Annotated in this window: 20 protein-coding genes; 10 read left to right on the top strand and 10 right to left on the bottom strand. The window is 68.1% G+C overall.

The annotated features are described in order from the left end of the window. Nucleotides 1-14 precede the first annotated feature (14 nt). Nucleotides 15-716: a type IV toxin-antitoxin system AbiEi family antitoxin domain-containing protein gene (locus ACYVIO_RS04530; RefSeq protein WP_460649358.1), complete on the top strand. Its 702-nt coding sequence runs from the start codon at nt 15-17 to the stop codon at nt 714-716. Further along, nucleotides 713-1,651, top strand: a complete 939-nt coding sequence (locus ACYVIO_RS04535) for a nucleotidyl transferase AbiEii/AbiGii toxin family protein (RefSeq protein WP_460649359.1) — start codon at nt 713-715, stop codon at nt 1,649-1,651. The genes ACYVIO_RS04530 and ACYVIO_RS04535 overlap by 4 nt, the downstream gene beginning before the upstream one ends. A gap of 105 nt (nt 1,652-1,756) precedes the next feature. On the opposite strand, the gene ACYVIO_RS04540 is transcribed toward ACYVIO_RS04535, so the two are convergent. Then, the gene (locus tag ACYVIO_RS04540; RefSeq protein WP_460649360.1) at nt 1,757-2,320 is read right to left on the bottom strand and encodes a cysteine dioxygenase; all 564 of its coding nucleotides are present in this window, start codon (nt 2,318-2,320) and stop codon (nt 1,757-1,759) included. Between the two features lie 86 nt (nt 2,321-2,406). Further along, nucleotides 2,407-3,345, bottom strand: a complete 939-nt coding sequence (locus tag ACYVIO_RS04545; protein WP_460649361.1) for an amidohydrolase family protein — start codon at nt 3,343-3,345, stop codon at nt 2,407-2,409. 110 nt (nt 3,346-3,455) lie between these two features. Here ACYVIO_RS04545 and ACYVIO_RS04550 point away from each other — a divergent pair, with 110 nt between their 5' ends. Continuing rightward, the gene (locus tag ACYVIO_RS04550; protein WP_460649362.1) at nt 3,456-4,469 is read left to right on the top strand and encodes a LacI family DNA-binding transcriptional regulator; all 1,014 of its coding nucleotides are present in this window, start codon (nt 3,456-3,458) and stop codon (nt 4,467-4,469) included. A 128-nt stretch (nt 4,470-4,597) separates the two neighbouring features. Here the strand turns inward: ACYVIO_RS04550 and ACYVIO_RS04555 are convergent, their stop codons facing one another. Beyond that, complete coding sequence (locus ACYVIO_RS04555) at nt 4,598-6,043, bottom strand: GAF domain-containing protein (protein ID WP_460649363.1); 1,446 nt, start codon at nt 6,041-6,043, stop codon at nt 4,598-4,600. Between the two features lie 113 nt (nt 6,044-6,156). On the opposite strand from ACYVIO_RS04555, the gene adh reads away from it, so the two are divergent. Both adh and ACYVIO_RS04565 read left to right on the top strand, forming a co-directional pair. Next, nucleotides 6,157-7,680, top strand: coding sequence for an aldehyde dehydrogenase (adh, locus tag ACYVIO_RS04560; RefSeq protein ID WP_460649364.1), 1,524 nt, complete (start codon nt 6,157-6,159; stop codon nt 7,678-7,680). Between the two features lie 8 nt (nt 7,681-7,688). Next, complete coding sequence (locus ACYVIO_RS04565; protein WP_460649365.1) at nt 7,689-8,066, top strand: DUF779 domain-containing protein; 378 nt, start codon at nt 7,689-7,691, stop codon at nt 8,064-8,066. A 47-nt stretch (nt 8,067-8,113) separates the two neighbouring features. Here ACYVIO_RS04565 and ACYVIO_RS04570 read toward each other — a convergent pair whose 3' ends face one another. From ACYVIO_RS04570 to ACYVIO_RS04600, 7 genes are all read right to left on the bottom strand, one after another. Further along, on the bottom strand, nt 8,114-8,611 hold the full coding sequence (locus ACYVIO_RS04570; protein WP_460649366.1) for a hypothetical protein: 498 nt from the start codon (nt 8,609-8,611) through the stop codon (nt 8,114-8,116). Between the two features lie 16 nt (nt 8,612-8,627). After that, the gene (locus tag ACYVIO_RS04575; protein WP_460649367.1) at nt 8,628-11,114 is read right to left on the bottom strand and encodes a GH116 family glycosyl hydrolase; all 2,487 of its coding nucleotides are present in this window, start codon (nt 11,112-11,114) and stop codon (nt 8,628-8,630) included. Continuing rightward, complete coding sequence (locus tag ACYVIO_RS04580) at nt 11,098-11,745, bottom strand: hypothetical protein (protein ID WP_460649368.1); 648 nt, start codon at nt 11,743-11,745, stop codon at nt 11,098-11,100. The genes ACYVIO_RS04575 and ACYVIO_RS04580 overlap by 17 nt, the downstream gene beginning before the upstream one ends. Beyond that, a complete protein-coding gene (locus ACYVIO_RS04585) occupies nt 11,742-12,554 on the bottom strand; it encodes a carbohydrate ABC transporter permease (protein WP_460649369.1) in 813 nt (270 codons plus the stop codon). Before ACYVIO_RS04585 ends, ACYVIO_RS04580 begins: the two co-directional genes overlap by 4 nt. Beyond that, nucleotides 12,551-13,429, bottom strand: coding sequence for a carbohydrate ABC transporter permease (locus tag ACYVIO_RS04590; protein WP_460649370.1), 879 nt, complete (start codon nt 13,427-13,429; stop codon nt 12,551-12,553). The genes ACYVIO_RS04585 and ACYVIO_RS04590 overlap by 4 nt, the downstream gene beginning before the upstream one ends. Beyond that, a complete protein-coding gene (locus ACYVIO_RS04595; protein ID WP_460649371.1) occupies nt 13,426-14,757 on the bottom strand; it encodes an ABC transporter substrate-binding protein in 1,332 nt (443 codons plus the stop codon). Before ACYVIO_RS04595 ends, ACYVIO_RS04590 begins: the two co-directional genes overlap by 4 nt. A gap of 123 nt (nt 14,758-14,880) precedes the next feature. Continuing rightward, entirely contained in the window at nt 14,881-15,300 is a 420-nt protein-coding gene (locus ACYVIO_RS04600) for an RbsD/FucU family protein (protein ID WP_460649372.1), read from the bottom strand. Nucleotides 15,301-15,425: 125 nt separating this feature from the next. Between ACYVIO_RS04600 and ACYVIO_RS04605 the strand changes: the two genes are divergently transcribed. From ACYVIO_RS04605 to ACYVIO_RS04625, 5 genes are all read left to right on the top strand, one after another. Beyond that, complete coding sequence (locus ACYVIO_RS04605; protein ID WP_460649373.1) at nt 15,426-16,409, top strand: hypothetical protein; 984 nt, start codon at nt 15,426-15,428, stop codon at nt 16,407-16,409. A 149-nt stretch (nt 16,410-16,558) separates the two neighbouring features. After that, nucleotides 16,559-19,417: a M36 family metallopeptidase gene (locus ACYVIO_RS04610; protein ID WP_460649374.1), complete on the top strand. Its 2,859-nt coding sequence runs from the start codon at nt 16,559-16,561 to the stop codon at nt 19,415-19,417. Between the two features lie 234 nt (nt 19,418-19,651). Then, nucleotides 19,652-19,990, top strand: a complete 339-nt coding sequence (locus ACYVIO_RS04615; RefSeq protein WP_460649375.1) for a DUF6204 family protein — start codon at nt 19,652-19,654, stop codon at nt 19,988-19,990. Between the two features lie 72 nt (nt 19,991-20,062). Further along, nucleotides 20,063-22,213, top strand: a complete 2,151-nt coding sequence (locus ACYVIO_RS04620) for a (Fe-S)-binding protein (protein WP_460649376.1) — start codon at nt 20,063-20,065, stop codon at nt 22,211-22,213. A gap of 88 nt (nt 22,214-22,301) precedes the next feature. After that, a complete protein-coding gene (locus ACYVIO_RS04625) occupies nt 22,302-23,114 on the top strand; it encodes a LolA-like protein (RefSeq protein WP_460649377.1) in 813 nt (270 codons plus the stop codon). Nucleotides 23,115-23,154: the final 40 nt, after the last annotated feature.

Genomic DNA, 23,154 nt, shown 5'->3' on the forward strand with positions numbered 1-23,154 from the left:
CCGGGGAGGTGGCCATGTCGTTCGCCGATCTCGCAGACCTCGCCGCAGACCAGTGGGGCCTCGTCACCACCGCCCAGGCCGAGGCCGCCGGAAGCAGTCGAAAGACCATCGGCCGGTTCGCACAATCCGGGCTCCTCGAGCGCCTCGCCCAGGGCGTCTACCGGTTGGCCGGCGCACCCCCGGACCCTCTCGAAGACCTCCGAGCTGCGTGGCTCGCTCTCGATCCCAATCGCTCCGCAGGCGATCGCCTGCGCGACGATCTCCCCGAGTTGGTTTCCCATCGCTCAGCCGCCGCCCTGTACGAACTCGGCGACCTGGCCGCCGATCGTCACGAGTTCACGGTCTCCGGCCGACGTCAAAGCCGCCGCATCGACATCCGCTTCCACAAGGCGACACTCGCCCCTTCGGACTGGACCGTCGTCCAAGGGTTGCCCTGCACAACTATCCCTCGCACGATCGCCGACCTCGCCGCCGTACACACCGACGGCGGGCACCTCGCAGGGGTGGTCCGCGACGCACTGACCGTCCGCCATGTCGACGTCGACCAACTGGCGCACACCGTCAGTCCGTACGCCGCCCGCTACGGCGCCCGTCGCCACGACGGCGAGGCGCTGCTCGTCCGCTTGCTCGAGGAGTCCGGCATACCTCTGGCGATTCGCCAGACCGTCGATCTCATCGCCACCACCCATCGAGCACCTGCTCGACGGACCGCGTGAGGACGCCGGACAATCCGCCAACCCCTTCGAGAGTCAGCCGCTCACTCGGCGACCGCCTGAGAGCCGAGGCCAAGCGCCGCGGCCGACCGGCAGGCGACGTACGCCGGGAGTTCGTCTTCCAGAGATTCCTCGGACGAGTCTTTGCCGAGCCCGGCAATCGATGGGTACTCAAAGGCGGAACTGGCCTCCTGATCAGGATCCGGCAGGCCCGTCCGAGCAAGGACGTCGACCTGGTCGTCCCGGCAACCACCTTCGACCTCGAGGAGGCCCTGGCAGCACTGCGAACGGACATCGCTGCCGACGCCGGCGATCACCTGACCTTCGCGCTCGACAGCGTGGCCCGCTCCATCGACGAGCAATCAGCAGTCCTGCTGCGAGTCACCTGCCTCGTCGAAGCAAGACCGTTCGAGCACTTCACCATCGATCTCTCGACCAGGACCCGACTAACAGCGAAGGTCGACCGCATCCGCCCGCGCCCGGTCCTCGACCTCGCCGACGCGACCCCACTCCCGCGGTTCGTCCTTTACCCGTTGCCGGACCAAGTAGCCGACAAGCTCTGCGCGATGTACGGCCGGTACGGCGTAAGCCAACAACCCTCGACCCGCTACCGCGACTTGGTCGACCTGGTCCTCATCACCACAACAACCGAACTCGATGCCACCCTCACCACCGCAGCAGTCACAGCAGAAACCACCCGCCGCAACTGCACCCTCCCGCCAACCATCAAATCCCCAGGCCCGAAATGGCAAGCAGGCTACGCCCGGGTCGCCCGGGAACTCCCCTTGAACCCCAACCTACGAACCTTGACCGGCGCCCTCGAAACAGTCGCCGCCTGCCTCGACCCCGTCCTCACAACCACAGCCACCGGAACCTGGAACCCACAAACAAGACGCTGGCAGATTGAGGGCGGTGGCCCCTTGCCCCAGCGAACGTGAGGGAAGAAGCCACCGCAACCACGCGCCGACCTAACTAATTTGCTCTTGTTCTGTTCTTCAGTTGTTGTCTTTAGTTCTTTGGTTCTACTGCCCTTTGGTTCTTGCTCAGTCGATGGGGCGGAGTTCGTCGGCGTACGAGACTGAGGTTCGCTTGAGGACGCCGTCCTTGGCTGAGTACTGGCCCATGCGCCACAGGGGCGGGCTGTAGGCGTGGATGGTTACTGAGCCCTTGTCCAGGCCGACGACTCGGTGGATGTGGTCGGGGCCGAAGCCGAAGACGTCGCCTGCGGCGATCTCAGTCTCGAGGGACGCGGTGCCCAGGGCGAGGTTGTGTTCGACGAGGCGGCCTTGGGCTACGGCGACGGCGCCGGAGGAGACGTCGTGGTCGTGCCAGCCGGTGTCGTTGACGGGGGTCCAGCAGATGAGCCAGACGTCGACGTTGGCGTCGCGGTGGAGGGAGGCGAAGACGCGCTCCTCGTCGCTGTAGGCGACCTTGTCTTCCCAGAGGTGGGGCTGGGCGGCGAGGCCGCCGGCGAGCTCGGCCAGTTCGTCGGGGTCGAGATCACGTCCCGGGAGGTTGTCCAGGGACAGACAGCCGTTCAGCTCCACGAGCCGGCTGGCCTGGCGCGCGGGAACGACGGGTGCGTCGGAAACGGGCTGAGCAGTCACTGCACTCCCCTCTCGGAGGATGAATCGGTTGGGCTCGCCGCTGGTCCGCAGCGAGTAGGTGCCCGGCGTACAGGACGCCGGAAGATTCAGTACGACGGTGCGCCGCGTCCGAAGCCGATGCGGCCGGGTGCGTCGCGGGGTGGTGAGGTGCCGAACAGCAGGCGGTGCGGGTTGTCGTGGCGGATGACCGTCGTCGCGGCTTCGCCTTGGCGGAGCTCCGTGACTCCGGCGTACGGGCGGTCGGTACCGTGTACGACCTGGTCGATGCCGAGGACTCGCGCGACCGCGTCAATGCCTTGCGGGCCGTAGCTCGAGGTGTCGACGAAGAGCCGCGGGTCGATCGTGCCGAGGCGGCCGCCGCGGGCCGACAGACGTTCGTGGTGGACCGGCGCGAGACCAGCTGCGGCGACGAAGCAGATGCGCAGGGCCGGGAAGGACTGGCGACCGGCGTACGCATGCCAGGCCCACCAGGCGGCTTGCAGCTGGTTCACGTAGTCGACGACCGGGGCCCACCAACCGGGCAGCTGAGCTGCCCCGGGCTGCCCGACGATGCCCGGGTGGACGAGTACGGGCTTGTCGGCCTGCTCGGCGACAGCCAGAACGGGTGCCAGGGCGGCCCAACCGTCCGGCGTGCCGAGCACGTGCGCCGGCAGCTGTACGCCGAGGAATTCGTCGGCCAGCAGTGCGGCGAGGCCGGCCAGGTCGGGCTCCAGCATCGAGACCGACGCCCAGGCCCGGAACGGCGCCGGCAGTGCGGCCGCGCCAACGTGCCAGGCGTCCAGCAGAGCCGAGTCGCCGAGTTGCTCGACGCCCAGCGGGCTCGACAGGGACACCGCCGCCAGCGACGTACCGGCGTCCAGTTCGAGCGCGACGCGCTTGTCAACCTCGTGGTCGGAGGGGTCGACGTCGTACGGCGGTTCGCCCTCGGTGTGCAGGGTCCAGCCATCCAGGTACGGCGCGGAAGTGCGGGCGCGGAGGCGGTCGACGAACTCGGCCGGCCACAGATGCTGATGGACGTCGATCACGAGTTCACCTCCGACTGAAGAGTTTGAAGCGCTTCAAGATAGGGAGAGTGAAGCGCTTCAAAGCGGTTCTTGTCAAGTTTCTGTCCACGGCAGCGCATAGGCTCGTCGGCATGTCCGGTACTGGCCGACGGCCGACCCTCAAGGACATCGCGGCTGACACCGGTCTCTCGATGGCCGCTGTCTCCTACGCGCTGCGAGGTCTGCACGGCACGCCCGAGACCCGGCAGCGGGTGCAGGAGGCGGCCGAACGGCTCGGCTACCAGGCCGATCCGGTGGCCCGCGCGCTCGCGTCCGGCCGGAGCGGTTCGGTCGGCGTACTGTGCGCGTCGCTCGAGGATCTGTGGCAGCAGCGGCTGGCCGCCGCGCTCGGTCGCGAACTGCTGGCGCCGGACCGGAATGCTTGGATCATCGACTCGGCCGGCGACGCCGATCGGCAGCTCGAGCTGGCTCAGCACCTGGTCGACCATCGCGCCGACGCGATCGTGGTGATTCCGATCGACCCGGCCGCCAAGGGCTGGGCGCCGATCGCCCAGCAGGCGCCGGTGATCGCGATCGGCGACGCGCTGCCGGCTGCGAAGGCCAAGTCGGAGGTGCTGTTCGACAACGAGCTGGGGATCAGTACGGCGCTGCGCCGGCTGGCTGAAGCCGGTCATCGCGACGTCGCCGTACTGACGCCGTCGCGCCGGGTCGAGGTGGATCGGCCGGCTGAGGAGATCGCCCAGCGGATCGCCCGCGAGCTGAAGCTCCGCGTGACGATCGTGCCGTGTCCGCACGATCTGGCCGGCGCGACCGAGGTCGCCTGCGAACTGCTTCGGCGCACTCCCCGTCCGACGGGCATTCTCGCGCTGGCTGATTCGATGGCTTTCGGGGTGTACGCCGCGGCGACTGAGCTCGGCATCGTCGTACCGGACGAGTTGTCCTTGCTCGGGTACGACGACCAGCCGATGTCCCAGCTGCTCACGCCGCCGCTGTCCACCTTCCGCTGGCCGCTCGACGAGCTGGTCCAGGACGTCGTCGCGCGGGTCACGTCCGCCGTCGACACCAATCGGCGGGTCCGTCGGACGACTGTCGTACCGACCCTGATCGAGCGCGGCTCGGTCGCCGCCCCGCCCGCACCGGCGTGACGACGACCTTCGAGCCCCTGCATCCACAGCTCGAAACTAGACCAAATCAGTGGACTTAAGCCCAGATCTCAGCATGTGGAACGGCTGCCCATTACTTGATGGCAGTTGGTGGTGGAGCCGGCCGACAGTTAGTCGGCCAGGCGGGCCAGGCGGGCGGAGACTGCGGGGCGGCGGTGGTCGTCTGGGGGGAGGCGTAGGGCGAGGAGTTCGAAGACTTCGAGGTCCTCGGCGCCTGCTGAGGTCTCCGCGTAGCGCCAGAGGAGATCCGGGGCCCCTGCGTCGAGGACGGCTCGGCGGAGGGTGGCGTCCAGCTCGTCGCGTTCGGCTCGGAGGGCTGGGGCGTCGGAGCGGACGAGGAGGGGGCCGGCGTACAGGTCGAGGGCTGCGGCCAGTTCTCCGCGGCGGATCAGGGCCTGGACGTCGGTGACGTCGCCGGTGACGTTCGCGAGGATTCGGTACGGCTTGGTGTCCAGTACGCCGGCCCCGAGCAGATTGCGCAGCCGGTGCATCTCGGCGCGGACCGTGGTCGGGTTGCCCTCGTCGCCGTACAGCTGGAGCATCAGCTGCTCGGCGGTGAGACCGGACGGTTGCAGCAGGAGCAGCGCGAGCACCTCGGCGCGGCGGAGGGTCAGCGGGATCTCGCGGCCACCGACGACGGCGACAGGCTGCCGCGAGCCCAGCAATCGCAGCCGCAACGACGTACGCCGGCGGACAGCCCCCGGGATCCGCAGCAGGTACCCCTCGTCGAGCTGCTCGATCACGCCCTCGCGTCCGTCGCCGAGGTCGATCCGATCAGCGCCAGCCGGTACGGCGAGCCGATCTGGCAGCCACGCCAGCGGCTGGACTGCCAGCACGCGGCCGGTCGGCGTCAGCAACGCGCCCGGCGCATCGCCCAGCGCGATCAGGTGCCGCATGTTCCGAGCCCGCAGCACCTCGTCCGCCGCGGCCATCCGCACCCGAAGCTGCCCCTCGGCCAACCCCGCCGCCGCGGTCACCAGCGCCATCATGGCCGGATGCACGGTCCGCAGCGGCCCGGAGACATCGACCGCTCCGATCAGCTTCCCCGTGTCCGGGTCGTGCACCGGCGCGGCCGCACACGTCCACGCGTGAATCCGCCGTACGAGATGCTCGGCCGAGTGGATCTGCACCGGCTGATCAGCCGCCAGCGCCGTCCCCATCCCGTTGGTCCCGATCGCGTCCTCGGACCAGATCGCCCCCTCGGACAGCGCGATCCGATCGGCCTGACGCCGTACGTCGGCCGCGCCCTCGCGCCACAGGATCAGCCCGCGCGCATCGGTGACGATCATGATGTGGGACGCCTCGTCCGCGATCGTGGTCAGCGTCTGACGCAGCACCGGCAGTACGGCGTGCAGCGGGTGCCCGGCGCGGATCTCCTCGAGCTCCTCGCCCGAGACCACGACCGGCGGCGCGTCCAGCTCCGGGTCGACCAGCGCGGCCAGTGACCGCTGCCAGGACTCGGCGACCAGCGCCCGGGGCGCTTCGGGTACGCGGCCGCCGCTGAGCACCTCGTCGTAGAGCTCGCTCAGCCGCCGCGCCTGGTCCGGTGCGTCCACACCCAACTCTTGCCCGGATCCGGACGCCGTTCAAGTGCGGGGCGTGCAACGTTGATGCAACGTCCCCGCTCGTAGGTTGCGGAGCACGCCGCACCGCAGGAGCTGGAGGACCAATGACGATCTACGCCGCTCCCGGGCAAGAAGGCAGCCCGGTCACCTACAAGTCCCGCTACGACCACTTCATCGGTGGTGAATGGGTCCCGCCGGCCAAGGGTCAGTACTTCGAGAACCCGACCCCGGTCACCGGCGAGAACTTCACCGAGATCGCCCGCGGGACCTCCGACGACGTCGAGGCCGCTCTGAACGCCGCGCACGGTGCCGCCCCCGGCTGGGGCCGGACGTCACCGGGTGAGCGCGCGAACATCCTGAACAAGATCGCCGACCGGATCGAGGCCAACCTCGAACTGCTCGCGGTCGCCGAGACCTGGGACAACGGCAAGGCCGTCCGGGAGACGCTGGCCGCCGACATGCCGCTGGCGATCGACCACTTCCGGTATTTCGCCGGCGCGCTGCGGGCCCAGGAGGGCTCGATCTCGCAGGTCGACGAGGACACCATCGCGTACCACTTCCACGAGCCGCTCGGCGTGGTCGCGCAGATCATCCCGTGGAACTTCCCGATCCTGATGGCGACCTGGAAGCTGGCCCCGGCACTCGCGGCCGGCAACGCCGTCGTACTGAAGCCTGCCGAGCAGACTCCGGCGTCCATCCACGTGCTGATGGAACTGATCGCGGATCTGCTCCCGCCGGGCGTGCTGAACATCGTCAACGGATTCGGCGTCGAGGCCGGCAAACCGCTTGCCTCCAGCAACAGAGTGGCCAAGGTCGCGTTCACTGGTGAGACCACGACCGGCCGGCTCATCATGCAGTACGCGTCGGAGAACATCATCCCGGTCACGCTCGAGCTCGGCGGCAAGAGCCCGAACATCTTCTTCGACGACGTCGCGAGCAGCAAGGACGCCTTCTACGACAAGGCGCTCGAGGGCTTCACGATGTTCGCGCTGAACCAGGGCGAGGTCTGCACCTGCCCGTCCCGGGCGCTGATCCAGGGCGGCATCTACGACTCGTTCCTGGCCGACGCGACGGCGCGCACCGAGGCGGTCAAGCAGGGCAACCCGCTGGACACCGACACGATGATGGGCGCGCAGGCCAGCAACGACCAGTACGAGAAGATCCTGTCCTACATCGACATCGGCAAGGCCGAGGGCGCGAAGGTCATCACCGGCGGCGAGAAGGCCGACCTCGGTGGGAACCTGAGCGGCGGCTACTACATCACGCCGACGATCTTCGAGGGCGACAACAAGATGCGGATCTTCCAGGAGGAGATCTTCGGCCCGGTCGTCTCGGTCACGCGCTTCGACGACTACGCCGACGCGCTCAAGATCGCCAACGACACCCTGTACGGGCTGGGCGCCGGGGTCTGGTCGCGCGACATCAACACGGCGTACCGGGCCGGGCGGGAGATCCAGGCCGGCCGGGTCTGGACCAACTGCTACCACGCCTACCCGGCGCACGCGGCGTTCGGCGGCTACAAGAACTCGGGCATCGGCCGCGAGAACCACAAGATGATGCTCGACCACTACCAGCAGACCAAGAACCTGCTGGTCAGCTACTCGCCCGACAAGCTCGGGTTCTTCTAGGCCACGTGATGATCGAGAAGGTTTCGTACACGGAGGAGGCGGCGGAGCTGCTCCGCCGCCTCACCGAGCTGCACGGGCCGCTGATGTTCCACCAGTCCGGCGGGTGCTGCGACGGCAGCTCGCCGATGTGCTACCCGGACGGTGAGTTCAAGACGGGGGCGGCCGACGTGTGCCTCGGCGACCTGGTGATCGACGGCCTGGACAAGCCGGTCAGCTTCTGGATGTCGGTGAACCAGTACGAGTACTGGAAGCACACCCACCTGACCGTCGACGTGGTCAAGGGCCGCGGCAGCGGCTTCTCGGTCGAGGCCCCCGAGGGCGTCCGCTTCCTGATCAGGTCCCGCCTGTTCAGCGACCAGGAGTCCATGGAGCTGGGTCTCCTCTAAAGCGAGTGCCGACCGTCCGGTGGCGTTGCCGGGCGGCCGGCACTCTTTCACGTCCGTACGCCGTGCCGCAGTACGGCGTCGTAGATGTCGGTACCGCCGATCAGTTCCGGGTAGGCCGGGCAGTCGGTCTTCAGCCGCAGGATCGCCTGCCGCTCCTCCTCGGTGATCCGCTGCAGCCGGAGCGCGTCGGCGACGTGCGGGCGCTCGACCACGTGCAGCCAGAACGTCAGGTCGACCTTCCAACCTCCCACCTCCAGTACGGCGTAGAAGCGTTCGTCGGTGAGGCGTGGGGTTGGCCGGCGGTCGCCGCGCTCGTCGCGGACGTCTGCCGACAGCAGGTCGCACCGCTCGGCGACCACGCCCAGCCCCGCCAGGACGCCGGCCAAGCTGGCGGTGGGTGCGTCGAACATGACGTCCAGGTCGCGGAGGACGATCAGGCCCGAGCGGGCGCTGCCGATGAGCTGCGGCGGGCCGTAGTCGGGGAACGCCGTCTCCAGGCCGAGCTCCGCGAAGAGCTGGTGGGCTTCGGCCTGGAGCGGGGTCATGCGGCGACGGTAGAGGTCAGTGCGGCGGGATCTCCAAGGGTTTTCCGGGGACGACGACCTGGGCGTCCACCGGGAGGGAGCTGCCGTCGACGTGGACGGCGTGGAGGTCCAGGTGGCCGGAGTGGCAGGTGATTGTCAGCTCACCACCGGTGCAGCGGGCTACGCCCCAGCCGGTGCCGGCTACGAAGGGGACCTGCCAATCGTCGCCGGTGCGGGCTACAGCTAGGGGCGCGAAGGTGAGCGTTCGGGTGAGGGCGTTGTAGCGGTAGCCGGCTAAGGCCTCCAGGACTGACCAGCCGGCGGCGTTGCGGATGTAGTGGTCGCCGCACTCGATGGGGTTGAAGGGGTTGCGGCGGGTGCCGTCGTACCGGGCCCACAGGCCGTGGAGGATGGCGAAGGCCTCGTCGGTGAGGCCTTCGTAGAGGCAGTGGGCGGCGACCTGGTACTCGGAGCCGGTCCACACCTCGTCGCAGTAGCGGGTGGGCACCTCCGGTCGGCCGCCGTGCGGCCAGGTGCACATGAGCAGGCCGGTGTCGTCCCCATCGGCGAAGACCCGGTACGGGTGGTCGAAGTCGGTGAAGCCGGTCCGCAGGTTGTGCCGTACGACGTTGCGCAGCGCCGTCTTCACGTGCTCCTCCGGCAGCACGTAGCCCAGGTCGAGCTGGTGTGCCCACCACTGCCCGATCAGCTGGTCGGCCAGGCATCCCTCACCCCACTGGAACTCCTGCTTGTCCTCAGCCGACAGCACCTGCCGGTAGTACTCCCCCGTGAACAGCAGCTCGTCGTACGCCGTACTGCCGGCTTCGAACAGCGCCCTGTACGGCTTGGCGTCCTCACCGAGCAGCTGCGCCATCTCCTCGGCCGCACGTAGTGCAGCCAGCCAGAGCGTCCCCATGAACGAGTTGACCCCGGACAGGTCGATGTCGTGCGTACTGGGCTGGATGCCCCGCAGCACACCGGTCCCTGCCGGGTCCCACTTGTCCCTGATGTGCTGCAGCAGCAGTACGACGTTCGGCCAGCGACCAGCGAGCCAGTCAAGCCCCGCGCCCTGCCGGACCTCCCGGTAGGTCTTCAGCACGTTGCCGAGCATCCCGTCGAGAGCAGGCTCCTCCGGTCCGCCGATCACCACGTCCCACAGCTGCTTCAGGTACGTCGGCGCGATCACCCGGTGCGGGATGTACCCCTCCGGCGCCTGCATCACGTCGTACTCGGTGTCGCGCATGTTCCGCTCGAGCTCCGGGAACAGCCGCGACAGGGTCTGCTCGTAGTTCCACACGTGCGTGCAGTTGAGCGGGCACGAGCCGCCGTACCGGCCGGCCCACATCTCCGTCGACCGGCCGAGCACGCCCTCGAAGCCGTGCACGGTCCCCTCGGCGGTCCGGAAGACGGTGGGGCTCCGGATGTCGGCGCCCAAGGCCGCAAGGCGAGACCCGGCCTCACCGGGCAGGCTGCTGTCCTCGAAAGCCTCAGCCCAGTCACCAGTCGCGCGGGCCAGTTCGTCCCAACGCGCAACGAACGCGTCAGCCGCAGCCACCGCATCAACCTTGGCGTAGGCGTTCCCGAGCCAGAACTTCGTGTGCCCGTAGTCCCGCCGCGGCCCGAACTGGTGGAAGTCGACGTAGCGGTTCGGGAAGTGCCACGCGATCAGGAACCGCACCCGCACGGTCTCCCCCGGCTCCAGCTTGTACGGCGCGATCAGCCCGCCGTTCCAGGTAGACCCCGGCGCACTAGGCCCACTCGCAACACCAGCACGCGACGTAGGCCGCCCAGCAAGGTCGGTGACGAAGGCATCAGGCCGAGACCACTGCGGCGACGCCGTAGCCCGCTCGGCATCGGTGGAGAACACCAACTGCCCAGCACCCGGGTGCTCAGCCGGCAGCGAGACGTTCTCCATCACCAGCGACGTCCAGGACCCGAGCCGAACCCGGTTGGTGTTGCCGCCGTACAGCCCGCAGGACACGCCGTCGATCGGCGTGACCCCGTCCCAGCCGACCGAGTTCTGCAGCGCCCCACCCAGCGACCCGTGCACAGCGACGTCACCCGGGTTGTGCAGCGTGAAGGTGAATCCGACGACCGGCTGCGAGCTGGCGTCGGCATCCAGCGGCACCAGCGGGTTGAAGACCTCCATGCTCACGTCGACCGGCAGATCGGTTTCGTACGACATCCGTGCCTGCGGATAGACCGCCTCGACGGTCGTAGCACCCACCGGCTTCAGCAGCTCGTGCAGTGCCCGCTCACCAGCTGGTACGACGCCGTCCGACACGAGCGGCGTCTCCGACGGCTCCAGCGGAGGCCCTTGCAGCAAACGGATGTCGTCGTACGGCGGCTCGATCCGCGACACCCTCAGGGCGAAGAAGCTGTCCGGTACGTGGCCCTCGTGGTTGCCGATGTTGTGCAGCTGCCACTGCCGCAGGGCGCCGTTGCCCGCGAGTGCCAGAGTGCCGGTCCCCAGGCCGCCCAGGGGTAGTGCGAAGTGCCGCAGGTTGTCACCGGTGTAGCGCATCCAGGTTCTCCATCCGATAGACAGTCCAGGTACCGGCCGAGGCGAACAGCGCCACCGGGCCAGGTGCGAGCAACAGCAGCGAGGCAGTCACCGAGGTGCCGAGCAGCAGCGCGACCACCACGACCGAGAGCACGCCCAGCGGCATCCACGGGCTGCGGGCGACCACACCGAGTGCGGCGAGCCAGAGTGCCTTGCCACGAAGGCCTCCGGTCACCCGCAGGCTGAAGGCGCTGAACGACGCGAGCACCAGCAGTACGGCGGCGCAGCAGCTGACAGCCAGCGGCAGGAGCATGACCGGCCCGCTGTAGAGCGACCAGTTGACCAGTGCGAGAGCCACCACAACACCCGGTACGGCGCCAACAGCCAGCCCACCCCGCCAGTGCCTAAGGACGCTATGCAGCAACAGCACCACCCCACCCCGCCCGCCCTGCACCACCGAGTCCGTCGTAGCCACCACCCCAGCCCACACCGGCCCGACCAGCACCACCATCAGCAGCACTCCACCAGGCCCGAGCCCAGGCATCAACGCGACAACCCCGACGAACGCCGTACAGACCAACACCCCCGACACGGCCAGCAGCGGCAACTCGTGCCACAACGCACGCAGGGCAACAGGCATCCGGTCTGTCATCCGCGCAGCCCCGTCGAGGCGATCGACGCGATGAACGACCGCTGGAAGATCAGGAACAGCGCGAGGATCGGCAGCACCACCAGCGTGATCGCCGCGAACAGCACGACCGCCGGCCCACCGCCCATCGCGCCCTGCAGCGACACCAGCCCGACCGGCAGCGTCATCTTCTCCGGCGACGACAGGAAGATGTACGGCCAGAAGAAGTTGTTCCAGGACGCCTCGAAGACGAAGATCGCCAGCGCGGTCAGCCCCGGCCGGGCCAGCGGCAGGATCACCCGGAACAGGATCCAGAAGTGCCCGGCGCCGTCCATGATCGCGGCCTCGTCCAGCTCGCGCGGGATCGACGCGATGTACTGGCGCAGGAAGAAGATGCCGAACACGTTCACCAGCGCCGGCAGCCAGATCGCGACCGCCGTGTCGACCAGGTGCAGCCAGCGCATCAGGATGAACACCGGTACGACGGTCAGCTGCACCGGTACGACGAGCGCGGCCAGCAGCACCAGGAAGATCTGGTCCCGCCCCGGGAACCGCAGCCGGGAGAACGCGTACGCCGCCAGCGCGCTGGTCAGCAACGACCCGGCCGTGGTGATCACGGCGATCTGCAGGCTGTTCCACGCCATCCGCGCGAACGGGATCAGGTCCGGCACCTGCTGGAAGTTCTCCAGCGTCGGCGGCCGCGGGATCCAGCGCGGCGGCAGCTGGAACGCGTCGATCGGCTGGGACAACGCCGTGACGATCAACCAGACCAGCGGCGCGATCATCAGCAGTCCGCCGAGCACCAGCACGAGGTCGAGCAGCCGGCCCTTCACTGGTGCACCCACCGTCGGCTGAGCCGGAACTGCAGCCCGGTCGCGACCATGATCACCAGGAACAGCACCAGCGAGAGCGCCGCGGCGTACCCGACCTCGAAGGACTGGAAGCCCTTCTCGTACGTGTACATCACGATCGACTGCGTCGCGCCGTCCGGACCGCCGTTGGTCATGATCAGCATCGGGTCGAAGATCTGGAACGCGCCGATGAACGTGATCACGGTGGCGAAGAAGATCGTCGGCGACATCACCGGCAGCGTGACGCTCCAGAACCTCCACCACGCATTCGCGCCGTCGACCCGGGCCGCTTCATGCAGCTGCGCCGGCACGGTCTGCAGGCCGGCCAGCAGGATGATGAACGTGTAGCCGATCGTGTGCCACCAGTCGACCACGATCAGCGTCGGCAAGGCCCAGGTCGGCGAGGCCAGCCAGTTCGTCACCGGCAGGCCCAACGACGACAGGTAGTGCGTGGCGAGCCCGAAGGTCGGGTCGAGCACGTACTTCCAGATCAGCGCGACCGCGGCCCAGGAGACCAGGAACGGGAAGAAGTACGCCGTGCGGACGAAGTACTTGGTGCCGCGCGTCATCGTCCGGTGCACGCCGAGCGCGAGCAGCATGCCGATCCCGATGTGCGTGACCACCGACGAGATCGCGAACACGAACGTGTTGATCACCGCACGGACCGTCGCGTCGTCGGTGACGAGCTGGCGGAAGTTGTCGAGGCCCGCGAACTCCGGCGTACTGAGCAGGTCCCAGTGGAACAGGCTCAGCCCGAACGCGGCGACCAGCGGAGCGGCGACGAAGACCAGGAACAGCAGCAGGGCGGGACTGATGAACAGGTACCCCGGGAGCCAGTCCCGCCGCTGTGCGCTCAAACCAGTCCTTCGAGAGCCGTCTGCGCCTTGCCCAGCGCGTCAGCCGGCGACGCGTTGCCGGTGAGCACCTGCTTCCAGCCGTCCTCGATCGCCTTCTGTACGGCGGCGCCCTTGTCCGGCGAGGGAATCGGCGTCGCGTAGCTGAGCGCCTGGTAGAGCGACTCGGTGCCCTTGGGCGCGTCGTCGAGGAACGACTTGCTGTTCGCGATCGACTTGCGGGCCGGGACGATCGTGCCGCCGAGCTGCGCGAAGAACGACGAGCCCTCGGCCGAGATCAGGAACTTGATGAACGTCCAGGCGTCGTCCTTCTGCTTCGACGCCTTCATGATCGGGTAGCCGTTCCAGCCGACCGGCGAGCCCTGCTCGACCTTGGTCGGCCACGGCACGATCCCGGTTTTCCCCTGAGCCTTCAGGTTGCGGATGCTGATGATCGGCCAGCGCCCGCCGCCGAACATCGCCAGCTTGCCCTGCGCGAGCGCGGTCGGTGCGTCGAACTGGCCGCCCGGCGGCGGCGACAGCTTGTCCGCGACCAGCGCCCGGTTGAACTCGGCCGCCTCGATCGCCTTGGCGTCGTTCAGCGTCGGCGTCGACCAGTCGTCGGAGAAGCTGCTGGTCCCGTTGGTCAGCAGCCACGGCATGATCGCCGCGAAGTACGCCGAGTCCGCGGCGTACCCGAAGGCGCCCGTCTTCGCCTTGATCTGTTCACAGGCGGCGCGGAAGTCGTCCCAGGTCCACTTCGCCGTCGGCTCCGGGACGCCGGCCTTGGCGAACAGGTCCTTGGAGTACCACATGCACATCGTGTTGAACTCGCCCGGCAGGTAGTAGGTCTTGCCGTCGGTCGAGCTGTACTTCTTGTTCCACTCGATCAGGTTCGGGTCCATGTCGGCGTAGTACTCGTCGATCGCCGCTTTGTCCTTGCTGATGTAGTCGTCGAGCGGCGCGAGCAGGCCCTTGGACGCGAACAGGCGTTGGCCTTCCGTGGCCACCTGGATCACGTCCGGGACCTGGCCGCCGGCCAGTCGGGTGGACAGCTTGTTGAAGAAGTCACCCCAGTTCGACAGCGGGATGCCCTCGGCCTTGAGCTTGATCTCCGGGTGCTGCTCACTGAACTTGGCGAACAGCTTGTTCCAGGTCGCCTGCTGCTCGGCCGTGCCCATGTAGACGAACGACAGCTCCTTGGTGCCCGAGCCGCCGCCGTCATCGTCCCCGCCGCAGGCCGTCAGCGCACCGCCGGCCGCGGCCGCGAGCGCCGTACCGCCGGCTGCGCGGAGGAATCCGCGGCGGCTCAAGGGCAGGCTGAAGCTGCTTCGATCGATCGCAGGGCTCATCGCGCGCTCCTGTTCGTCAGGCGCGACGACTCGTCACCAGCGCGTCCCACGCCCGGGGCGGGAAATCGATTTCTCGCCAGCATAGGCCGCAGCCCTGAACCCCTGTCAAGGGCGGAACCGGGGTCAGCTGCCGCTGACGACGCCCAACGTCAGCAGGATGTTCGCGTACAGGCGCTGCTCGCCGGTCGCGACCGCGACGGCCAGCTCCGGACCGCGCGCGGTCGCGTAGAAGTCCGCGCGCTGCAACGGCTGCAACGGCGTACCGGGCAGCAGTTCGCGGAAGCGCCCGTACACGTCCGGCTCCTCGCCGGACTCGGTCGCCATCACCCGCGCCGCCTCCACCGGTACGACGCCGAGCAGCGTCTCCAGCACGTCGTCGACCGGGATCTGCCCGGGCCGCAGGTTCAGCCAGATCGTCTCGACGCCCGGCGCGACCGCGGTCGCATACGGGTAGTTGCCATCAGCAAGCAGTACGACGGAGCCGTGGCCGGCCCGGGCCAACGCTCCGAGCAGCGGCGGGTGGATCAGCGGGTAGCGCAGCACCAGGGTCCTCCAGGAGTACGGCGGCCAACACTGGATCAGGGTGGACTCAGGGTAGGTCCAGGTCCACCGTCGCGGGGGGAGTTGGTGCTCCTGTCTCACGACGGCGCGAAACCGACGATCGGTCCATGACCACCACGAGGCCCGTCCCGCCGACGCTACCCGCCCTGCCCAGCAGCCCGCATCGATTGCACCGACCGCTCGTCGCCGTCTCGATCGCGCTCGCCGTACTGACGCTGGTCGGCATCGGCGGCGCCCTCTTCGACGACCGCGACCTGCTCGGCCACGCGATCTGGATGAAGCCGCTGAAGTTCATGATCAGCTTCGCCCTGTACTGCGCGACGCTCGCCTGGATGCTGTCGCTGCAGACCAAGGCCCGCCGGCTCGGCTGGTGGATGGGCACGGTCGTCGCGGTCGGCGTCGCGGCCGAGATGGTGCTGATCGTCGGCCAGGTCGTGGTTCGCGGCCGGCAGTTGCACTTCAACATGTCGACGCCGGCGGACAAGCTGATCCACGACATCATGGCCGGAACCGTCTACCTGATCTGGACCGCCGTCCTGGTGGTCGCGATCCAACTGCTGTTCGACAAGCCCGGCGACAAGGCGCTGCGCTGGAGCATCCGGCTCGCACTCGGTACGACGCTCGGCGGCATGCTGCTCGGCAACCTGATGTTCCGCGCGACGCCGGCCCAGCAGACCGCGATGGACACGACCGGCCGCGAGGACTTCTTCGGCTCCCACTCGGTCGGCGTCGAGGACGGCGGGCCGGGTATGCCGATCACCGGCTGGAGCACCGAGGGCGGCGACCTGCGGATCGGCCACTTCCTCGGCGTGCACGCGTTGCAGCTGATCCCGTTGCTTGCCTTGGGCCTCATTCTCCTGGCTCGCCGGTACGCCGTACTGCGGCCCGAAGGTCCGCGTACCGCGCTCGTCGCGATCGGCGCCGCGTCGTACGGGAGCCTGATCTGGCTGGTCACCTGGCAGGCCGAGCGCGGCGAATCCCTCGTACACCCAGGCCGTCCGACACTGCTCGCGTTCGCGTCGTTGCTCAGTGCGACCATTGTGCTGTCACTGGCAGTTCTGCACCGTGCACGAAGGACAACCCTCGTCTAGACATATTTGTGCCCAATTCTCTTCCGCCGGGCCCGACGCAGGCTTAGTGTCGGCCCGGACGGGTCGTGGAGGGCGACTCGCGCACACAACTTCATGGAGCGTTTGTGAAAGTTTCAGGCAAAGGGCGGGGGCTCCTGGCAGTCTCTGCCGTGTCCGCGACCGCCCTACTGGCCGTAGCCGCCGGCGGCGGGGCTTCGGCCGCCACCGCCGCGACCCCGAACGGCGACGAGCACAGCCCGTCGGTGACCTCGAAGGAGCGCAAGGGCAACTTCGACGCCCGGACGCCGAGCGCCCGCGCGAGCTACGCCCGCGCCGCGAAGGTGGTCGGCAAGGACACCGCGGCAGCGGAGAAGTTCCGCGACTCCCTCGGCGCCCAGGGCATCGTCGGCATCGACGAGAACACCGGGACCCCCTCGCAGGTGACCAAGCTCAACGGCTTCCTCACCGCCGCGAGCTCGAAGAAGGCCACCCAGGTCGCGCTGGACTACATCAAGGCGCACCCCGAGGTCTTCAAGCTGACCGACTCCGACCTGGGCACCCTCAAGCTCCGGAAGGACTACGTCGACGACCTCGGCACCCACCACATCTCCTGGGTCCAGGTGGTCGACGGGCTCGAGGTGTTCGGCAACGGCGTCAAGGCCAACGTCACCAAGGACGGCAAGCTGATCTCCGTCCAGGGTGCGCCCGTGGCCGGCCTGGTCGGACTCGCCAAGGCCCGTACGGCGGCCGCCAAGCTGACCGCCTCCGCCGCCCGCAGCGCCGCGACCGAGGACGTCGGCGGCACCGCGAAGAGCGCGACCGCCAAGGCGGCCGGCACCACCACGACGTGGAGCAACGGCGACTGGGCCAAGGAGGTCTGGTTCCACACCGCCGACGGCCTGCGCAAGGGCTGGGCGACGTACACCAACGCCGGTGGATCGCTGATCTACACCCACGTGGTCGACGCCCAGACCGGCGCGCTGCTGTACCGGCGCGACCTGTCGAGCAAGGCCACCGAGGGCATCGGTGACGCGCTCGTGCAGGACAACTACCCCGGCGCGCCGATGGGTGGCACGCAGCGCACCGAGAACCTGATCTACAACAAGTGGCTGCCGAAGAAGGCCAAGACGCTGCTCGAGGGCACGTCGGTCGCCGCCTTCGCCGACGTGAACGACGACAACCAGCCGAACGCCGGCGAGACCGTCAACGCGCCGGGCACCGCCACCTCCTCGCAGTACAAGCTGGTGCCGTTCCAGTCCAACCCGCTGTGCTCGGCGGCGTTCGTCTGCACCTGGGACCCGGCCAAGCCGGACTCCTGGAAGACGAACATGAACCAGGACGTCACCAACGGCTTCTACCTGGCCAGCAACTTCCACGACTGGCTGGCCAAGCCGCCGATCAGCTTCACCAAGGCGGCTGGCTCCTTCGACGCCGACGGCGGCGACCCGGTCCTGCTGAACGCGCTGGACGGCGCGGCGACCGCGGCCAACGGTGGCCCGGACGCCAACCACATCAACAACGCGAACATGAACACCCCGCCGGACGGCACGCCGCCGACCATGCAGATGTACCTGTTCGGCAGCCCCGGCGACGACGCCACGGTGCCGAGCAGCTCGTCGAACTCGGCCGAGATCCTGTACCACGAGTACACCCACGGCCTGTCGAACCGCCTGGTCGTCGACGCGACCGGCAACTCGACGCTGAACAGCATCCAGGCCGGCTCGATGGGTGAGGCGTGGAGCGACTTCTACGCGCTCGACTACCTGGCCTCGCACAACCTGGAGAAGGACACCACCGCCAACGGCGAGATGCGGATCGGCAAGTACGACACCGCCGGCGGCACCATCCGCACCCAGCCGGGCGACTGCCGGGTCAAGGCCAAGGAAGCGGCCTGCGTCGGCATCGACGGTTCGCAGGGTGGCTACACGTACGGCGACTTCCCGACCATCGGCGGCGCGCCGGAGGTGCACTCCTCCGGTGAGGTGTGGACGCAGACCCTCTGGGACCTGCGCGAGCGCTTCGGCCGGGCCTACGCGGTGAGCATCATCACCCGCGCGATGGAGCTGTCCGCGGCCGACCCGACCATGCTCGACATGCGCAACGCGATCGTGCAGGCCGACCTGGTCGCCTCCGGCGGCAAGAACGCCAAGACCATCTGGCAGGTCTTCGCCAACCGCGGCATGGGCTGGTACGCCGGTGTCCTGGACGGCGGCGACTCCACCCCGGTCGAGGACTTCCACATCCCGCCGACCGGTGCCACCACGACGATCACCGGCAAGGTGACCGACTCCGACACCAAGGCTCCGGTCGCCGGCGCGCTGGTCTTCATCGGCGGTCACGCCTCCGGGTACGCCGGTGACTACTCGGCCGTCACCAAGGCCGACGGCACCTACGCGATCGACAACGTCTTCCCCGGGACCTACGGCAAGTTCGTGGTCTCCGGTGCGGGCTACGAGATCCTCGGCAACGCGCTGAAGGTCACGGCCGGTGGCACCAAGGCGAACTTCTCGCCGCGGCGCAACTGGGCGGCGGCCTCCGGCGGCGGCTCCGTGGTCGACTTCAACGGTCCGGACTTCAGCCCGCAGTGCGGGCCGTCGTACGCGAACGACTCCAGCCAGGGCACCGGCTGGGGCAGCACCACCGGCGACGACGCGGGTACGCCGTCCGGCGTGATGATTCCGAAGCACGTCGACATCAAGCTGCCGAACGCGGTCACGGTGTCGAAGTTCTCGGTCGACCCGTCCAACACCTGTGGCGACCCGGGCAGCTCGGCGACCGGCAAGTACCGGATCGAGACGTCGGCTGACGGCACCACCTGGGCCACCGCCCAGGAGGGTGAGTTCACCGCCGCGAACCGCGGCAAGTACACCGAGCTCGCCCCGTCCGCGGCGACCACGAACGTCCAGTACGTCCGCTTCTGGATGCTCAGCCCCCAGGTCCCCGACTTCGCCACCAACTGCCCCAACGGCGCCTTCGGCGGCTGCCAGTTCACCGACATGACCGAACTCCAGGTCTTCGGCACCAAGTAACACCCAGCACCAACCCGAAGGGCCCCAGCCGGATCCACCGGCTGGGGCCCTTCGGCCGTACAAGAGAAGGGAAAGAAGGACTACAAGGACCAAGGACAAGAACAGAAGACAGAGAAGAACAAGAAGAGAAAATTTGGTGAGGTCGGCGGATGGTTGCTGCCGGCGTTGAGCTGACCGTCGCCTGTGGTGAAAATCGGAGGCACTCGGGCAGGTCGCCGAACTAGGGTCCGAGACATGAGTTCAGATGTCCGCACCTACCGGGTCGTCACCCGCGGCGAGTTCCAGAACCTGAGTGAGGCTCAGCGGGGGAAGCTTCGGGCTGGGCTTGCCGAGCATGATCTGTTGGTGGCGGAGTACACCGAGGGTGGGTCGCTCAGTTACGACGGGGAGCTGCGGCCGTTCACGGTTCGGTGTTTGGTGGTGCAGGGGGCTGAGCTTCCTGATCAGGAGGCAGCGGACACCGGGGCCCTGGTGGCGCTCGAGTTGCTGGGGGCGGCTGGTCTGGACCACCATCGGTTGCGGACTACTGCCAGCTGTCTCGAGGACGTGAAGATCAACCGTCGGAGGAAGTGAGACGGGACACGCTGGCGTGATGAGGGGCTCATCGACATGACTCGTCGGTAACCAACCAATAACATCGCTGGTATGCAGATCTTCGCCATCGTTGTTTCGCTTGCGGTTGCCGCGGTCGGAGTTGCGTTGTTCGGGAAGACGATCGGGCACATGGTGTCGGTGGTCAGGCTCGGGCAGCCGGTGCGGCGGACGGATCGGCCGGGGCAGCGGTCGCTGACGCTGGCCAAGGAGTCGTTGCTGCACACGCGGATGCTGCAGTGGAGCCACATCGGCGTGCTGCACTGGTTCGTGGCGTTCGGGTTCATCGGGCTGTTCCTCAGCCTGGTGACCGCGTTCGGGCAGCTGTTCGACGCGCACTTCGCGCTGCCGATCATCGGGCACTGGTTCGTGTTCGAGTGGGTCAGCGAGTTCCTCACCTGGACCGGGCTGGTCGCCATCGCGGGGCTGATCGCGATCCGGCTGCGGAACCTGCCGAAGGGTGAGAAGGGCCGCTACAGCCGGTTCTTCGGATCGACCGCCTGGCAGGCGTACTACGTGGAGTACACGATCCTCGGCGTCCTGGTCTGCATCCTGCTGCTGCGCGGGCTGGAGTTCCAGCTCGGCGCCGGCGACAAGTTCCACTTCCCGTCGACGTTCTTCATCGGCAGCGGACTGTTCGGCGGGCTGTCCGAGCACGCGCTCGAGAACACCGTCTACCTGGTCGCGATGGTCAAGATCCTGATCTCGTTCGCGTGGATGATCACCATCTCGCTGAACGTCACGATGGGTGTGGCCTGGCACCGGTTCACCGCCTGGCCGAACATCTGGTTCAAGCGCAAGGCCGACGGCGGTACGTCGCTGGGCGCGCTGCAGCCGATCATGGTCAACGGCGCTCCGATCGACTTCGAGAACATCGAGGAGCTCGACGAGGACGCCGCGCTCGGCGTCGGCAAGGTCGAGGACTTCACCTGGAAGGGACTGCTCGACTTCACCACCTGTACCGAGTGCGGCCGCTGCCAGTCGCAGTGCCCGGCCTGGAACACCGAGAAGCCGCTGTCGCCGAAGCTGATCATGATGAACCTGCGCGAGCACGCGTACGCCAAGGCGCCGTACCTGCTGGCCGACGAGGACGACCGCAAGTCGTTGTCCCAGCTGGTGCTCGACGAGCAGGACAAGCCGCTGGTCGGTCCGGCCGACGTCGCGGTGATCGACGAGGAGGCTCTGTGGGCCTGTACGTCGTGCGGCGCGTGCGTGCAGCAGTGCCCGGTCGACATCGAGCACGTCGACGCGATCATGGACATGCGCCGCTACCAGGTGCTGATCGAGTCGTCGTTCCCGTCCGAGCTCAACGGGCTGTTCAAGGGCCTGGAGAACAAGGGCAACCCGTGGAACATGAACCCGTCCGGCCGGATGGACTGGGCCAAGGACCTGCCGTTCGAGGTCAAGCAGGTCGGCACCGACGTGGAGACGCTGGCCGAGGTCGAGTACCTGTTCTGGGTCGGCTGCGCCGGTGCCTTCGAGGACCGCGCGAAGAAGACCACGCAGGCCGTCGCCGAGCTGCTGAACATCGCGGGCGTGAGCTTCGCCGTACTGGGTGACGGCGAGACCTGCACCGGTGACCCGGCCCGGCGCGCGGGCAACGAGTTCGTCTTCCAGCAGCTGGCGATGCAGAACGCCGAGGTGTTCAAGGAGACCGGCGCGAAGAAGGTCGTCTCGACCTGCGCGCACTGCTTCAACACGCTGAAGAACGAGTACTCCCAGCTCGGCGTCGAGCTCGACGTCATCCACCACACCCAGCTGCTCAACCGGCTGGTCCGGGAGAAGAAGCTGACCCCGGTCGCGCCCGCCGACAGCACGCTGAACGGGCAGAAGATCACCTACCACGACCCTTGCTACCTGGGTCGGCACAACCAGGTGTACGACGCCCCGCGCGAGCTGCTCGAGATCATCCCCGGCGCCGAGTACGCCGAGATGCCGCGCAACAAGACCAAGTCGTTCTGCTGCGGCGCGGGCGGCGCGCGGATGTGGATGGAGGAGAAGACCGGCTCGCGGATCAACGTGAACCGGACCACCGAGGCGGTCGAGACCGGCGCGGACAAGATCGCCACCGGCTGCCCGTTCTGCCGGGTGATGCTGTCCGACGGACTGACCGCGAAGCAGGCCGACGGCTCGGCCCGCGAAGAGGTCGAGGTCTCGGACGTCGCCCAGCTGCTGCTCGCCTCGGTGAAGCGCGGCGAGGACTGAACCTGCAACAAGCTGCAACTCCCTTCCCAGGTGGGGCTCCGAGCCCATAGGATCCGGCGTTCGATCCACCTGGGAGGGGAAACGCACTGTGAGGGTTCGTACACGAGCGGCTGCCGCGCTCGCCGTTGTACCGCTGGTTCTGGGGGTCGCCGCCTGTGGTGGTGGCGAGGAGCCGAAGGCCGCCAGTCCGTCGTCCAGCACGACGACAACCAGTACGCCGGAAGCACCAGCCAGTACGCCGGCACCGCCGACCGCCGCGGCACCTGCCGTCGTACGGCTGGACCGGGCATCGTTCCTGCCGGCGATGAACACCGCGCTGGCCAAGCAGACCAGCTACCGCACGACCGGCAAGATGACCGCCGGCGGGCAGGTACTGATGACGATCACCGGCGTCCAGCAGACCAAGCCGCCGGCGATGTCGATGTCGATGACCGGCGCGGCGTTCCAGGGCAAGACGGCCAAGATCGTCATGGTCGGCAAGACGCTCTACATGTCGATCCCCGGGGCGACCCCGGCCGGCAAGTACGCCAAGATCGACGCCTCCGACCCGTCGATGGCCGAGTTCAGCGAGCTGGCCGGCAGCGGCGACCCGACCAAGACGTTCGATTCGTTCAAGGGCGCGCTGCGCGGGGTGAAGTTCGTGAAGTCGGAGACGATCGGTGGGGTGAAGCTCGACCGCTACGACGTCACCGTCGACACCGCCGCCGTACTCAAGGCGCAGGGCAAGAAGATCCCGGCCGGCGTGCCGAAGACGCTGCCGTACTCGATGTGGCTGGACGCCGGCAAGATGGCCCGCCGGTTCTCGTTCAATCTTCAGGGCGTCAGCATGCTGATGACGATGGACCCGACCACCACCCCGGTCTCCATCAAGGCCCCGGCCAAGAAGAACATCGTCAACTGAGATCACCCGGCTCCTTCTCCGCGAGGAGGAGCCGGGTGTC

Source organism: Kribbella endophytica (assembly GCF_054781295.1).

Bases quoted from the DNA above. Each gene is read 5' to 3' on its own strand.
- ACYVIO_RS04620 (WP_460649376.1), top strand. From the start codon at position 20,063: ATGCAGATCTTCGCCATCGTTGTTTCGCTTGCGGTTGCCGCGGTCGGA.
- ACYVIO_RS04615 (WP_460649375.1), top strand. From the start codon at position 19,652: ATGAGTTCAGATGTCCGCACCTACCGGGTCGTCACCCGCGGCGAGTTC.
- ACYVIO_RS04570 (WP_460649366.1), bottom strand. From the start codon at position 8,611: ATGACCCCGCTCCAGGCCGAAGCCCACCAGCTCTTCGCGGAGCTCGGC.
- ACYVIO_RS04575 (WP_460649367.1), bottom strand. From the start codon at position 11,114: ATGCGCTACACCGGTGACAACCTGCGGCACTTCGCACTACCCCTGGGC.
- ACYVIO_RS04530 (WP_460649358.1), top strand. From the start codon at position 15: ATGTCGTTCGCCGATCTCGCAGACCTCGCCGCAGACCAGTGGGGCCTC.
- ACYVIO_RS04565 (WP_460649365.1), top strand. From the start codon at position 7,689: ATGATCGAGAAGGTTTCGTACACGGAGGAGGCGGCGGAGCTGCTCCGC.
- adh (WP_460649364.1), top strand. From the start codon at position 6,157: ATGACGATCTACGCCGCTCCCGGGCAAGAAGGCAGCCCGGTCACCTAC.
- ACYVIO_RS04580 (WP_460649368.1), bottom strand. From the start codon at position 11,745: ATGACAGACCGGATGCCTGTTGCCCTGCGTGCGTTGTGGCACGAGTTG.
- ACYVIO_RS04595 (WP_460649371.1), bottom strand. From the start codon at position 14,757: ATGAGCCCTGCGATCGATCGAAGCAGCTTCAGCCTGCCCTTGAGCCGC.
- ACYVIO_RS04550 (WP_460649362.1), top strand. From the start codon at position 3,456: ATGTCCGGTACTGGCCGACGGCCGACCCTCAAGGACATCGCGGCTGAC.
- ACYVIO_RS04605 (WP_460649373.1), top strand. From the start codon at position 15,426: ATGACCACCACGAGGCCCGTCCCGCCGACGCTACCCGCCCTGCCCAGC.